Below are 13,559 nucleotides of genomic sequence, written 5' to 3'. Positions count from 1 at the left end.
ATATGATTACCTGCGCTGAAGTTTTTTCTCTATTTAATTGTATCAAAAAAGAGCTGGAATTACTTCTTTCTTCGTAATTCCAGCTCTTTTGCTTTTGAGGTTCAGGTACCACTTTTTCAGTGGCCTCGCTGTTCACCTCTTTTTATATTGGTAGATATATCCAGATCCAATATATGTTCATTATGCTTAAAAATTATCTTGTCTATGATACCGGTCGTCTTGTTTCTTTATCCAAAAGGTAAAAAGGACAAAAAAGGATTTAAGATGTTTCTAAAATTATGTTAAGATGTTCCTAAGATCAAAAAGAAAATTACTGAATGGGGGAGAAAAATGAAAAAGACAGCTATTGTATTGGGAATTATCCTGATTCTGATTATGATAATTGGAGGTTCTTTGATCGGCAGCTATAACAGTCTGGTGACTGCTGATGAAAATGTAAAAAGTAAGTGGAGCCAGGTCGAGAACCAGCTGCAGCGCAGAATGGACCTGATTCCAAATCTTGTTGCAACAGTCAAGGGATATGCTGCGCATGAAAATGAAGTATTTACCGCTATCGCGGATGCGCGTTCGAAACTGGCCGGAGCCCAGACAATCAATGAAAAAGTAGCAGCGGACGATGAGCTGAGCAGTGCTTTGTCCAGATTACTGGTGATCGTTGAGAATTATCCGGATCTGAAAGCAAACCAGAACTTCATTGCCCTGCAGGATGAACTGGCCGGGACTGAGAACCGCTTGGCAATTGCCCGTCAGGATTATAATGAGGCTGTTCAAACGTTTAATACTTCTATTAAGCGTTTCCCGAGAAATATTATTGCAGGGATGTTTAATTTTGAAAGCTACACTTACTACGAAGCCGAGGAAGGAGCAGAAAAGGCTCCGGTAGTAAAATTTGGCGAGTAGGAGGACAGGAATGGCAAAGAAACTGCTTTTCGTATTCCTGGCTGTATTTTTGCTGACGGCAGGGGTTTGCCCTTCTCTGCTGGCAGTGACGCTGCCGGTCAAGCCGGCAACGGATATCTATGTACAGGATTATGCCGGTATGCTGTCAGATACAACAAAACAGGAAATTCTTAGAATTGCCGCTGCTCTGGATGAAAAAACCTCGGCCCAGATCGCCGTTGTGACGGTTGATTCCCTGGAAGGCAGCACGGTTGAGGAGTATGCCAATAAACTGTTTCGGGTCTGGGGCATTGGAGATCAGGAAAAAAACAACGGTGTATTGTTCCTGATCAGCAAAGATGACCGGGAGCGCAGAATAGAAGTGGGCTATGGTCTGGAAGGTAGGATTAATGATGCCAAGGCCGGTCGTTTTCTGGACCAGTCTACACCGTATTTCCAGGATGGGGATTACGACGGCGGCGTCTATCTGGTATTTAATCTCCTGGTCGCTGAGGTCTGCCAGGAATATGGTATTGATGATCTGGGGGCATCGGAGGAATTAGCAGCTGAAGAATCATCAGGATTTGATTATGACTGGATCATCATCATTGTTGTGCTCGTTATCATTATTTACTTTAACAGCCGTAACAAAGGCAAGCGGAGCGGCAATTTCCGTGGTCCTTTCGGGGGGGGATTCGGAGGCGGATTTGGAGGCGGATCTTCCGGCGGTGGTTTTGGTGGTGGCGGGTTCGGAGGCGGTTCTTCCGGGGGCGGCGGATCATCTCGAGGGTGGTAGAGAAGCATACCGAAAGTGTTCGCAGACATATGAAATATTGTCAGCTGGGTAAGGATGGTGCATAAAATGGGAAAAATATATGACGGTTTGACGGAGCTTATTGGCGGTACACCGCTGGTAAGACTTCATCATATCTCTGCCGGAATCAATGCGGAGGTAATTGCGAAGATTGAATCGTTCAATCCTGGTGGTAGCATCAAGGACAGGATCGCTTTGAATATGATTCTGGATGCCGAGAAAAAAGGCCTCATGACAAAGGATTCGGTGATCATTGAACCGACCAGCGGTAATACCGGCATTGGCCTGGCTTTTGTTGCAGCGGCCAAAGGGTACCGGCTGATCCTGACCATGCCGGAAACAATGAGTGTAGAGAGGCGGAAGCTGCTTCAGGCTTACGGTGCTGAAGTCATCCTGACGCCAGGTTCGGAAGGGATGACAGGTTCAATTAAAAAAGCAGCGGAGTTGGCCCGGGAAATCCCAGGATCCTTTATTCCCCAGCAGTTTGAAAATCAGGCCAACCCTCAAATCCATCGGGAGACGACGGCTGAGGAAATCTGGGCCGATACAGATGGCGAAATAGACATTCTGGTTGCCGGAGTTGGAACAGGAGGCACGCTTACAGGTATAGGAGAAGTTCTGAAGGTGCGTAAACCTGAACTAAAGGTGATCGCAGTGGAACCTCAAGGCTCTCCGGTCCTCTCAGGGGGCAGGCCGGGTTCCCACAACCTTCAGGGAATCGGAGCAGGGTTTGTTCCCGGAGTTTTAAACATTGACCTCATTGATGAAATATTCCAGGTGACGGATCAGGAAGCGTATCAGACGGGAAGAGAACTGGTGAAAAAAGAGGGAATGCTGGTCGGGATTTCCGCCGGTGCAGCCGCTTTTGCCGCCCTGGAAGTTGCCAAACGTCCAGAAAATGAAGGAAAAATGATTGTGGTCATTCTTCCGGATACCGGTGAAAGGTATATAAGTACTGAAATGTTTCAGGATAAATAAATATAATTGCGAACCCAGAAACATATGAACATATGAACATTTAAAAATATTTAAGAGGGGAAACAATATGAGCAAAAATAACTGGAAATTTGATACTTTGCAAGTACATGCCGGTCAGGTGCCTGATCCGACAACAGGTTCCAGAGCAGTACCAATTTATCAGACGACTTCGTATGAATTTAAGGATACGGATCATGCGGCTAAATTATTCAGCCTGGAGGAATCCGGCAATATCTATACCCGGATGATGAATCCGACGACGGATGTCCTGGAAAAGAGGATTGCAGCGTTGGAGGGCGGAGCTGCCGCGATTGCAACAGCATCCGGATCGGCCGCTGTCACGTATGCCATCTTAAATATTGCCGGTGCTGGCGATGAGATTGTATCTGCGAATACGTTGTATGGCGGAACGTATAATTTGTTTTCGACGACGTTGGCCAGACTTGGTTTAAAAACCACGTTTGTGAATCCCGATGAGCCGGAAAACTTCCGGGCTGCCATCACGAAAAAAACAAAAGCTATCTATATAGAAGCCCTTGGTAATCCGGGCATCAACATTATCGATATTGAGGCTGTGGCCCAAATCGCGCATGAAAATGGTATCCCGCTGATTATTGATAGCACATTTGCATCACCTTACCTTCTCAAGCCGATTGAATTCGGCGCGGATATTGTTGTGCATTCCGCAACGAAGTTTATCGGCGGACATGGCACGACAATCGGAGGACTGATCATTGATTCCGGAAAATTTGACTGGTCGGCAAGCGGCGAATTTCCGGGGATGACCGAACCTGATCCGAGCTATCATGGTCTAAAATACTTTGAAGCACTTGGACCGTTGGCCTATATTTCCAAAATCCGGCTGCAGCTGATCCGGGACACGGGAGCAACGATCAGCCCGTTTAATTCGTTCCTTTTGCTTCAGGGACTTGAGACTCTGTCTCTCCGGGTCAGACAGCATGTGGAGAACACCAGGAAAGTCGTTGATTTCCTCCAGGGTCATCCGCGTGTCTCCTGGGTCAATTACCCGGAACTTGAAGAAAACAAATACCATGCGCTAGCCAAAAAATACTTTCCGAAAGGAAGCGGTTCGATTTTTACTTTTGGGATTAAGGGCGGCATCAAAGAAGGCAAAAGGTTTATCAATAACCTGGAGCTGTTCTCTTTGCTCGCGAATGTCGCCGATGCTAAATCTCTTGTCATTCATCCGGCCAGCACGACTCATGCCCAGCTATCTGAGCAAGAACAGCTTGCTTCCGGCGTGACGCCGGATATGATCAGACTGTCCATCGGTATTGAGGATGCCGAAGACATTATTGCCGATCTGAAGCAGGCACTCGATAAAATCTGAGTGAGCCATAAAGTATTATGTATATATACGGGACGTAATCTAACCGCTCTTCGTCTATTAGCGCCCTCCTGGCGCTAATAGACGTGCTTTACATCCATGTTACGCTTGGATGGGTTAGATTACATCCCGTTTATATTTTTTAGAAGTGATAGATGGTTTCTAGGGTCATAAATTTTTATGCAGTCTAAAATGTCAAGTTAGTCAGGCAAAGATGCATATTGATTCGAAACAAGACCGGCTGATTCCAGGCAGAAGTGAATAAAAGTTTCTGCCCAGGGAGACAGGGTTCTTTTTTTATGGTGGGCAAAATAGAACATTCTTTTTTCGGGCAGTTCGGCAAGTTCATAGGCATTGATCTGTCTGCTTTTGACATAATCCAGAGCGGCTATGCCTGAAATGATTGAGATGCCAATCCCTTCCCTGACACTCTCTTTAAGAGCTTCGAGGTTGTCGCAGTAGCCGACAACCTGCAAGTCGGAAAGCGTAATACCTGATGTATGCAGCATTTGAACGACATTTGCCTGGGTGCCCGAATCTGACTTACGAAAAACAAAAGGGTAATCCACCAGTTCAGTAATGGAAATATGATTGTTTAAATGAATGCTGCTGGGTGTGATTAAGACCAGCTTTTCTTGCAGAAAAGGAATAAAAGTCAACTGATCCTCGTGGTATTGTTTACCCAGCACACCAATTTCGGCATCCCCGTTCAACAGCTTGGCTGCAACAATTTCCGAACCGCTCTGGTTAAGGACAAATTGAATTCCTTTATACTCCCCTAAGAATTTGGCCAATAAAGTCGGAATTGCATATTTAGCCGGAACGCTGCTGGCAGCAATATGCAGATGACCGTCAATTTTTGCAGTCCAGCCTTTCATTTCCCATAGTGCCCTGTCTTTTACATTGAGTATTTCCCTCGCCCATGGATATAATTTCTCCCCAAAAGGTGTTAAGACAATTTCCTTTCCAAGCCGGTCAAACAGTTTTTGACCAAAGTAGTGCTCCAGATTGCTTATATGCGTACTGACCGTCGACTGGCTTAAAAAAAGACTTTGGGCAGCCTTAGAAAAGCTGTTTTTTTCCGCTACTTGTGTAAAAATCTCCAATTGATGCAACAACATGATATTCACTCCCTCAGATAGGATAGGCTGTTAGTCTTTGCTTTATCCGTTAGTCCGTTAACGTTAATGATTTTATATTATCGTTATTATCGATAGATAGCAATCCTATTTGAAGATAAAAAGTATTTCAAGAAAGATCTGACGCTTGCTATAATAAAGTAATTTGAAAGCTTGAAGCAGAGGGAATTAATGCTTAATCAATTATTGAAAAGGTATGCTGGAGGCCCGAGATGAAATGGACAGTGGGTATCGACATCGGATCCGTATCAACCAAAGCAGTTCTTTTTAATGGAGAACAGGTTGATTCAAAAATTATTCCGACTGGCTGGAGCCCTTCCCAGGCAGGGCAGGAGGTTCTGGAGCGCCTGCTGAAGCCGCAGGGACTGACCCGTGATGATATTAGTTTGCTTGTCGGTACAGGCTATGGCCGTATTCAACAGGGAATGTTTGATAAAACGTTCAGTGAAATTACCTGCCATGCCCGCGGTGTACATTATCTGCTGCCGGAAGCCTGCGGGTTGATTGATATTGGCGGTCAGGACAGCAAGGTGATCGGTTTTGGCGAAAAGGGCAAAGTTGAAGACTTTGTGCTGAACGACAAATGCGCGGCCGGAACTGGAAGGTTCCTGCAAGTAACCGCCCAAACACTGGGCCTGGAGGTTTCGCAGTTATCCGCCCTCGCCGAAGATGCCGACCCGGCTGACATCAACAGTATGTGCGCAGTATTTGCCGAATCAGAAATCATCGGCTTGCTGGCGCAGGGCATTACTGTCGAAAGTATTGTCGCCGGTTTGTTAAAGTCCATCGCGAAACGCATCAGCGTGATGGCTGGGAAGATCCATTTTCAGGATACCGTTGCTTTTTGCGGCGGGGTAGCTCAGAACCAGGTGCTTAAAGACCTGCTTAGTCAGGAAATAGGATGCAGGCTGGCTGTGCCGCCGTGTCCTCAGGCTGTAGGGGCTCTGGGAGCTGCAATCCTGGGGTATGAATTATAAAAGAGGAGGAACAAGAAAAATGAGAGCTCAAACAATGGCTTACTTCGACCAGCTGATCCCTAGCGGGATGGTCATGGCCAAGGAGGCCAAGGAACAAGGCAGAAATGTAGTAGGGTATTATTGTGTGTTTTCCCCGATAGAACTCATCGAGGCTGCAGGGGCAGTGCCCGTAGGGCTTTGTGCGACCAAACAGGAACCAATAGCCGAGGCGGAAAAAGTACTGCCGCGTAATCTCTGTCCGCTGGTCAAATCCAGTTATGGCTTTGCTGTAAGCGGTAAATGTCCCTTTTTTCATTTTGCAGACATTGTCCTGGCCGAAACGACCTGTGACGGCAAGAAAAAGATGTACGAGCTGCTGGCGGAGCATAAGCCGATGATCGTGCTGGATATTCCGAACAGCTCCAATCTGGAAGACAGACAGGCCCATTGGGTCAAACAAATTTACCGAGCCAAGGATTATTTTGAAAAGAATTTAGATGTCAAGATCAGCAACGAGAAGCTCGCTGAGGTCATCAGGACCTACAACGAGGAAAGAAAGCTTTTAATGGAACTGGTTAGTCTCAATAAATTGCATCCGACTCCGATTTCAGGTACAGACCTGCTGAAAGTGCTGTGGGGAAGAAGCTTCCAGTTCAAACGCGATGAATACACCGCCAAGGTCAAGGAACTGATTGCTGAACTTAAAGAAATGACAGCAAAAGGTGAAGGTGCTTCCCAGCCTTCCAGCAAACGGATACTCATCACAGGCTGTCCGACGGGTACCGGACAGGAAAAAGTCATGCAGGTTATTGAAGAAGCAGGCGGAGCAATTGTGCTGCAGGAATCCTGCAGCGGCATTAAAGGTCTGGTTGATCTTGTTTCCGAGGAAATGGATCCGTTTGAAGCCCTGGCTGAAAAATACAGCAAGATCCCGTGCTCCTGCAGTTCCCCGAATACCGGCCGCTTTAAACTGCTGAGCAGACTGGTTCAGGAATACAACGTGGACGGGGTTGTGGATATCACATTGCAAGCCTGTCATACGTACAATATTGAGTCTTACTCGATCAAGGAACATCTGAAAAAAAATCATAATATCCCGCTTCTGCAGATTGAAACAGACTACAGTGATGCTGACCGCCAGCAAATCAAACTCAGAGTCGATGCCTTTTTGGAAATGTTGTAGAATAGCAAATCCTCTTCGAGTGCTGCTAATTAATGAAACCCACTTTCTCCTGCGAACATGAATCATCGCAGGGGAAAGTGGGTTTGTTTTTGAACCGTCAATTGAAATCTGATACAATTAAAAACAAGGCAATGGCAGGGGGAAAAATTGACAAGATTATCCGATATTAGCTAAGGTAACAAATAAATAGACTGTGTTTAACAAAATTATTTGGAGCGAATGAAAGAAAGCCAAGCTGAAAGGAGGGAACACGATGGCGAAAAAATCGCTGAAAATAGAAGGCATGACCTGCGCAGCCTGTGCAAAGGCTGTTGAAAGGGCAGTACGGAAACTGCACGGAGTTGAAGAGGCCAGTGTCAACCTGGCTACAGAGAGACTAAGCATCCGTTATGATCCTTCCACACTACGCGTTTCAGATTTCAAAAAGGCGGTTGAAAAAGCCGGATACAGGGCTTTGGAAGAAGACACAAAGATTGATGAAGATAAGGTGAGAAAAGAAAGAGAAAGAATGGTTCTCTGGCAGAAGTTTGTCCTGTCCGCAATCTTTACTGTTCCGCTGCTGATCGTCACGATGGGGCATATGTTTGGCAGCGCGATTGGCTTTCATTTGCCGAAGATCATTGATCCGATGATGAATCCTTTGAATTTCGCGCTGGTTCAGCTGATTCTTATCCTGCCTGTGATCGTCGCAGGCTATAAATTTTTTACAGTTGGCTTTAAAACGTTGTTCAAGGGAAACCCGAATATGGACTCCCTGATTGCGATCGGCACTTCGGCAGGATTCCTTTATGGGGTGTTTGCAGTTTCCCGGATTATCACAGGAAATGCGGAATACGCCAATCATCTGTACTTTGAAGCGGCGGGGGTAATTCTGACGCTGATTACGTTGGGGAAATACCTGGAATCCGTGACGAAGGGCAAAACCTCGGAAGCGATTAAAAAGTTGATGGGGCTTACACCAAAGACGGCCATCATTATCCGGGATGGAAAAGAAATTGAGATCCCGATCGAAGAGGTTGAGGCCGGTGATATTATCTTTGTGAAACCGGGAGAAAAAATGTCTGTTGACGGTAATGTCGTTGAAGGGACTACTTCCGTGGATGAATCAATGCTTACCGGTGAAAGCATACCGGTGGAAAAGAATCCAGGTGATGCAATCATCGGGGCCAGTATTAATAAAAACGGGATCATCAAATATGTAGCGACCAAAGTCGGGAAGGACACGGTCCTTGCGCAGATCATCAAATTAGTTGAGGAAGCACAGGGTTCCAAAGCGCCGATTGCCAAGCTGGCCGATGTGGTTTCCGGTTACTTTGTGCCGGCGGTGATGGGGATTGCTCTTCTTTCAGCTTTAGGCTGGTATTTTATCGGAGGGCAGTCTACAGTTTTCGTGCTGACCATCTTTATCTCTGTACTTGTTATTGCTTGCCCCTGTGCCCTGGGGCTGGCCACACCTACCGCGATCATGGTCGGAACAGGTAAAGGCGCCGAATACGGGGTTTTGATCAAGAGCGGGGTGGCGTTAGAAACTACACATAAAATTAATACCATCGTTTTTGATAAGACCGGTACGATCACGGAAGGGAAACCCAAAGTCACAGACGTTATTACTGCTGATGGGATCAGTCAAAACGATCTTCTGCAGCTTGCCGCCTCAGCCGAAAAAGGATCGGAGCACCCGCTTGGAGAAGCAATTGTTAAGGAAGCTGAGGACAAAGGTCTGACTTTTAAGAAACCTGATACATTTAGAGCAATTCCCGGTCAGGGGATTGAAGTTCAGATCGAAGGCCGGAATGTGCTGCTTGGCAACAAAAAATTGACAGATGAAAGAGAAATAGTCCTTAGCCACTTCGAAGAAGTCTCGCATCAATTGGCCGGAGAAGGCAAGACCCCAATGTATATTGCGATTGACAACACCATTGCGGGGATTATCGCCGTAGCCGATACGATAAAGGAAAACAGCAGCAGGGCGATTGAGGTCCTCCATAACATGGGTATCGAAGTTGCCATGATTACCGGTGACAACAGAAGAACGGCCGAGGCCATCGCGAAACTTGTTGGGATCGACAGAACGCTGGCTGAAGTCCTGCCTCAGGATAAGGCAAACGAAGTGAAGAAGCTCCAACAGGAAGGCAGGAAGGTCGCCATGGTTGGTGACGGCATCAACGACGCTCCGGCCCTCGCCCAGGCAGATATCGGGATAGCTATCGGTTCAGGCACGGACGTTGCGATGGAATCCGCGGATATTATTCTGATGCGAAGCGACCTGCTCGATGTTCCGGCTGCGATCCAGTTAAGCAAAAATACAATCAGAAATATTAAGCAAAATCTATTTTGGGCATTTGGTTACAATATCCTTGGTATCCCTATTGCGATGGGAATCCTGTATATCTTTGGAGGCCCCCTGCTGAATCCGGCCATTGCCGCCGCTGTCATGAGCTTCAGTTCGGTATCGGTATTGCTGAATGCACTGAGGCTAAAACGGTTCAGGCCGGTAAGATAACTCAATTAATCTATGAGGAGTGTAAAATATGAAAAAGAAAATTGCAATCGAAGGTATGAGCTGCAGCCACTGTGTCAGTCATGTAAAAGAGGCCTTAAGTGAATTTGAAGGTGTAACAGAGGTCAATGTTAATTTGGAGTCCAAGACGGCCATACTGGAATCATTAAGTGACATCAAAGATGAAGCAATTCAATTCGCGATTGAGGATGCCGGTTACGGAGTCGTAGGAATCGAGGTTTTATAATGCAAAATCAGTTTTCCCGTACGGCATTGTTGATTGGTCAGGAAGGCCTGTCAAAACTTCAGAGCAGCAAAGTGACTATTTTCGGTTTGGGCGGGGTCGGCTCCTATACGGCCGAAGCCCTGGCCAGAGCTGGTATAGGTTTCTTTAAACTTGTCGATTTTGATGAGATTTGCCTGACAAACATTAACCGGCAGCTTCATGCCCTGCACTCGACGATTGGCAAAGCCAAGGTTGAGGTAATGAAACAAAGGATACTGGATATCAACCCCAACGCAAAAATAGAAACCTTCCAGTTCTTTTATCAAGAGGAAGGAGCTGAAGTTTTCTTTGCCGAGAAACCGGATTATGTGGTTGATGCAATCGATACGGTAAAAAGCAAAGTAAGTCTGGCCAAAGAATGTCACCGGAGAGGGATTCCGCTCATCTCGTGTATGGGAGCCGGCAACCGTCTGGATGCACTCAGTTTTCGCGTCGCCGATATATCCAAAACAAGCGGCTGCCCTTTAGCCAAAGCAGTACGCAAACTCCTGAAACGGGAAGGTATTACGCAGGGGTTCAAAGTCGTCTTTTCTCCGGAACCTACTTTGAAGCCTTTGGAACAGGAAACGAGCTGCGAGTCCAATTGTATTTGCCCCAGTGGTGATGCCCACTGTTCCCTGAAACGTCAGATCCCTGGCAGTATATCTTACGTTCCGTCGATGGCTGGTCTGCTGATGGCAGGGGAAGTCGTTAAGGATATTATTAAGAAAAATTTTAATCGGGATTAAAATAACCCTATTTTGGGAATGATGATTGAAAATTGTTGGTTTCACGGTGAATATGGAGTCAAAAATGACTTGACGAACAAGAATAAGTAGTTGTATTATACAACTAAGGAGAGGTACCGATGAAAAACAACCGTCAATTGCTTTGTCTGCTTGCTGAAATGACTAAAACGTCCAGATGCTGCCAGCAGGATGCGATCCTTGGCGGGGGTGTCACGTTTACCCAGTTTTATATTTTGGACCTTGTAGGAAGCTATGGCACAATGCAGCTTTCGGATTTGCACCCATTACTTGGCGTCGAAAAAAGTACCTCGACGAGACTGATTGAACCCCTTGTCCAGCAGGGGCTGATTATCAAGCAAAGGTCTGAAATTGACTGCAGGGCCATAAACCTGATCCTGACAGGCGAAGGTCAGAAAACGAAGGCCGATTTATGGAAACGCGTGGATTTCTTTTTAAGAAAACTATCGGCGGAAATCCCGGAAGAAAAGCAAGAAGAGGTTTACGAGAACGCGTGGATATTTCTCAAAGCGGTGAAAAGAGTTCTTAATCAAAATTGTTTTGAGATGAATATGATGCCTTAGGAATTTTCCGGTGAGAGGAGGTGTACACAAATGTTTACAAAACATTGGATGTTGCGTGAAACCGCTCATTGCAAAGAAGGCTGCATAATTTAGTCTTGGGGAAGACGGTAAACTCCCTGGAAGAGCCCGTTAATCGGGCTCTTTTTTCAGCTTGCTGCGTTTGGCAGTGTTTTTTGAATCTATCATCTGATCCTATTAAAACCATAGAAATTATGGTATATTAAGCTGAAAAGAATATCATACAGCTTAATAAACATTCAGATATACAAAAAGAGGCTGATCAATGGATTACAAAGATAAACTTGTTCTGCTGAAACAAGAACTCAAGAATATGGATAGGGTAATGATTGCATTTTCCGGAGGGGTGGACAGTACTTTCTTAGTGAAAGTTTCCGGAGACGTTCTTGGCAAAAATGCGATTGCCGTCACGGCCAAGTCTTTTGCTTTCCCGGAGAGAGAGCTTCGGGAAGCTGTGCAGTTTTGCCGGCAGGAAGGGATTAGTCATTTGCTGATTGAATCCGAAGAGCTGGATGATCCTGAATTCGGCAAAAATCCTTTTAACCGCTGTTATCTCTGTAAAAAACAATTGTTCAGCAAAATATTGGGGATCGCGGCTGAATACGGCGCAAAATATATCGTGGAAGGATCCAATGCGGATGATTTAAGCGATTATCGTCCGGGAAGGCAGGCTTTAGAAGAGCTGGGTATACAGAGCCCGCTGCTCCAGGCGGGGCTGACGAAAGAGGAAATACGCCTTCTCTCCAAAGAATATGGCTTGGCAACCTGGGATAAACCCTCATTTGCCTGTTTGTCTTCCAGAATTCCCTATGGTGAAGAAATCAACGAAAAGAAACTAAAGATGATTGATTTGGCAGAACAGTATTTGCACGATTTGGGGTTCCGTCAAGTCAGAGTGCGCCACCATGGTGATATTGCCCGGATCGAGGTATCCCCGCAGGAGAATACAAAGATAGTCCAACCGAATTTAGCACAGAAGATCTATAAGACATTTGCTGATATTGGATTTACTTATACAACACTTGACCTGAAGGGTTACCGTAGCGGCAGCATGAATGAAAAGATTAACACAAACGGCTAAGACCATCTGCTTATGTAAATTTAAATATTCGGGGGAATCATTATGAGGGAAAATGGTAACACACGAATGAATCAACTTGTTTCGAGTATTGTCTCCAGCTATCAGGAACAACCCAATCCCTACAACCAGTTGTCCTGTCAGCTTCCGAACAGGGATGTTATCATCGAGATTATTTATCTCTTGCGGCAGCTTTTATTCCCGGGGTATTTTGGCAAGCAAAACCTGACTGAAAGCACCTTGGAATATCATATTGGGAACTTGCTAATTGAGATCAACGAAAAACTAAATCAACAGGTGACCCATGCGCTCAGACATCAACATGACAATACGGCATCTTGCGATGAGATGGAAATCAGTGAAAGGACAGAAGAAATATGTTCACATTTCTTGAGCAAAATCCCCGAAATAAGGGAATACCTAGCCCTGGATGTACAGGCTGCTTTTGACGGAGACCCGGCTGCTGATGATAAAGCACTTGTAATCTTTGCATATCCAGGTCTTTTGGCAGTCAGTATTTACCGGCTGGCGCACGAGCTTTACCTTCTCTCTGTTCCGTTGATCCCGAGGATAATGACTGAATTTGCTCATAACGAGACAGGAATTGATATTCATGCAGGGGCCAAAATCGGTAAATATTTTTTTATTGACCATGGTACGGGCGTCGTTATTGGCGAAACTACTATTATTGGCGATAATGTTAAGATCTATCAGGGTGTAACGCTGGGAGCCTTATCCACCAGAGGCGGGCAAAGCCTTCGCAGCCAAAAGCGCCATCCGACAATTGAAGATGATGTGACTGTCTATTCCGGAGCCTCAATATTTGGCGGGGAAACGATCATCGGAAAAGGTTCAGTTATTGGCAGTAACGTGTTTATTACCCAATCTGTCCCGCCTGGAACCAGGGTAATCATCAAAAATCCGGATCTGATCTTTAAGGGGCAGGAAACGCAAAAAGATAAGATGGAACTGACAAACGAACTGGACCTGGAGACTTAAAAATAGCTAAAGGGCACTGGCTGAGTGCAATTTATACGATTGTAAGGCATACAAAACTATAGATATTAGCGA

General features: G+C 45.8%; 13 protein-coding genes. 12 read left to right on the top strand and 1 reads right to left on the bottom strand.

Annotated features, from left to right (window positions below; genetic code table 11):
* The first annotated feature begins 330 nt into the window (after nucleotides 1–330).
* The 4 genes from A7D23_RS01815 to A7D23_RS01800 all read left to right on the top strand — a co-directional run bounded on the left by A7D23_RS01815 (nucleotide 331) and on the right by A7D23_RS01800 (nucleotide 4,022).
* Complete coding sequence (locus A7D23_RS01815) at nucleotides 331–900, top strand: LemA family protein (RefSeq protein ID WP_019225988.1); 570 nt, start codon at nucleotides 331–333, stop codon at nucleotides 898–900.
* A gap of 10 nt (nucleotides 901–910) precedes the next feature.
* Complete coding sequence (locus A7D23_RS01810) at nucleotides 911–1,675, top strand: TPM domain-containing protein (protein WP_019225989.1); 765 nt, start codon at nucleotides 911–913, stop codon at nucleotides 1,673–1,675.
* 66 nt (nucleotides 1,676–1,741) lie between these two features.
* On the top strand, nucleotides 1,742–2,671 hold the full coding sequence (gene cysK / locus A7D23_RS01805) for a cysteine synthase A (RefSeq protein WP_019225990.1): 930 nt from the start codon (nucleotides 1,742–1,744) through the stop codon (nucleotides 2,669–2,671).
* A 67-nt stretch (nucleotides 2,672–2,738) separates the two neighbouring features.
* Nucleotides 2,739–4,022, top strand: coding sequence for a homocysteine synthase (locus A7D23_RS01800; RefSeq protein WP_019225991.1), 1,284 nt, complete (start codon nucleotides 2,739–2,741; stop codon nucleotides 4,020–4,022).
* Between the two features lie 197 nt (nucleotides 4,023–4,219).
* On the opposite strand, the gene A7D23_RS01795 is transcribed toward A7D23_RS01800, so the two are convergent.
* Complete coding sequence (locus tag A7D23_RS01795; RefSeq protein WP_019225992.1) at nucleotides 4,220–5,140, bottom strand: selenium metabolism-associated LysR family transcriptional regulator; 921 nt, start codon at nucleotides 5,138–5,140, stop codon at nucleotides 4,220–4,222.
* Nucleotides 5,141–5,370: 230 nt separating this feature from the next.
* Between A7D23_RS01795 and A7D23_RS01790 the strand changes: the two genes are divergently transcribed.
* The 8 genes from A7D23_RS01790 (at nucleotide 5,371) to epsC (ending at nucleotide 13,487) form a co-directional block, all read left to right on the top strand.
* The gene (locus tag A7D23_RS01790) at nucleotides 5,371–6,135 is read left to right on the top strand and encodes an acyl-CoA dehydratase activase (RefSeq protein WP_019225993.1); all 765 of its coding nucleotides are present in this window, start codon (nucleotides 5,371–5,373) and stop codon (nucleotides 6,133–6,135) included.
* A 19-nt stretch (nucleotides 6,136–6,154) separates the two neighbouring features.
* Nucleotides 6,155–7,297, top strand: coding sequence for a double-cubane-cluster-containing anaerobic reductase (locus A7D23_RS01785; protein WP_019225994.1), 1,143 nt, complete (start codon nucleotides 6,155–6,157; stop codon nucleotides 7,295–7,297).
* A gap of 253 nt (nucleotides 7,298–7,550) precedes the next feature.
* Nucleotides 7,551–9,800, top strand: a complete 2,250-nt coding sequence (locus tag A7D23_RS01780) for a heavy metal translocating P-type ATPase (protein ID WP_025206109.1) — start codon at nucleotides 7,551–7,553, stop codon at nucleotides 9,798–9,800.
* 28 nt (nucleotides 9,801–9,828) lie between these two features.
* Nucleotides 9,829–10,044, top strand: coding sequence for a heavy metal-associated domain-containing protein (locus A7D23_RS01775; protein WP_019225996.1), 216 nt, complete (start codon nucleotides 9,829–9,831; stop codon nucleotides 10,042–10,044).
* Nucleotides 10,044–10,811, top strand: coding sequence for a tRNA threonylcarbamoyladenosine dehydratase (locus A7D23_RS01770; protein ID WP_019225997.1), 768 nt, complete (start codon nucleotides 10,044–10,046; stop codon nucleotides 10,809–10,811). The genes A7D23_RS01775 and A7D23_RS01770 overlap by 1 nt, the downstream gene beginning before the upstream one ends.
* A gap of 119 nt (nucleotides 10,812–10,930) precedes the next feature.
* Entirely contained in the window at nucleotides 10,931–11,392 is a 462-nt protein-coding gene (locus tag A7D23_RS01765; RefSeq protein WP_019225998.1) for a MarR family transcriptional regulator, read from the top strand.
* 283 nt (nucleotides 11,393–11,675) lie between these two features.
* Nucleotides 11,676–12,491: an ATP-dependent sacrificial sulfur transferase LarE gene (gene larE, locus A7D23_RS01760; RefSeq protein WP_019225999.1), complete on the top strand. Its 816-nt coding sequence runs from the start codon at nucleotides 11,676–11,678 to the stop codon at nucleotides 12,489–12,491.
* 42 nt (nucleotides 12,492–12,533) lie between these two features.
* A complete protein-coding gene (gene epsC, locus A7D23_RS01755) occupies nucleotides 12,534–13,487 on the top strand; it encodes a serine O-acetyltransferase EpsC (RefSeq protein WP_019226000.1) in 954 nt (317 codons plus the stop codon).
* Nucleotides 13,488–13,559 lie beyond the last annotated feature (72 nt).

This window comes from Dehalobacter sp. TeCB1, from assembly GCF_001707455.1.
Classification (GTDB): Bacteria; Bacillota; Desulfitobacteriia; order Desulfitobacteriales; family Syntrophobotulaceae; genus Dehalobacter; species Dehalobacter restrictus.
Note: the sequence above shows the minus strand (reverse complement) of the source record. Positions and strands in the feature narration are given on the sequence as shown.

Excerpts from the sequence above, each read along its gene's own strand:
- larE (WP_019225999.1), top strand. The coding sequence starts at position 11,676 with ATGGATTACAAAGATAAACTTGTTCTGCTGAAACAAGAACTCAAGAAT.
- A7D23_RS01800 (WP_019225991.1), top strand. The coding sequence starts at position 2,739 with ATGAGCAAAAATAACTGGAAATTTGATACTTTGCAAGTACATGCCGGT.
- cysK (WP_019225990.1), top strand. The coding sequence starts at position 1,742 with ATGGGAAAAATATATGACGGTTTGACGGAGCTTATTGGCGGTACACCG.
- A7D23_RS01790 (WP_019225993.1), top strand. The coding sequence starts at position 5,371 with ATGAAATGGACAGTGGGTATCGACATCGGATCCGTATCAACCAAAGCA.
- A7D23_RS01780 (WP_025206109.1), top strand. The coding sequence starts at position 7,551 with ATGGCGAAAAAATCGCTGAAAATAGAAGGCATGACCTGCGCAGCCTGT.
- A7D23_RS01785 (WP_019225994.1), top strand. The coding sequence starts at position 6,155 with ATGAGAGCTCAAACAATGGCTTACTTCGACCAGCTGATCCCTAGCGGG.
- A7D23_RS01810 (WP_019225989.1), top strand. The coding sequence starts at position 911 with ATGGCAAAGAAACTGCTTTTCGTATTCCTGGCTGTATTTTTGCTGACG.
- A7D23_RS01815 (WP_019225988.1), top strand. The coding sequence starts at position 331 with ATGAAAAAGACAGCTATTGTATTGGGAATTATCCTGATTCTGATTATG.
- A7D23_RS01795 (WP_019225992.1), bottom strand. The coding sequence starts at position 5,140 with ATGTTGTTGCATCAATTGGAGATTTTTACACAAGTAGCGGAAAAAAAC.
- A7D23_RS01770 (WP_019225997.1), top strand. The coding sequence starts at position 10,044 with ATGCAAAATCAGTTTTCCCGTACGGCATTGTTGATTGGTCAGGAAGGC.
- A7D23_RS01775 (WP_019225996.1), top strand. The coding sequence starts at position 9,829 with ATGAAAAAGAAAATTGCAATCGAAGGTATGAGCTGCAGCCACTGTGTC.
- A7D23_RS01765 (WP_019225998.1), top strand. The coding sequence starts at position 10,931 with ATGAAAAACAACCGTCAATTGCTTTGTCTGCTTGCTGAAATGACTAAA.
- epsC (WP_019226000.1), top strand. The coding sequence starts at position 12,534 with ATGAGGGAAAATGGTAACACACGAATGAATCAACTTGTTTCGAGTATT.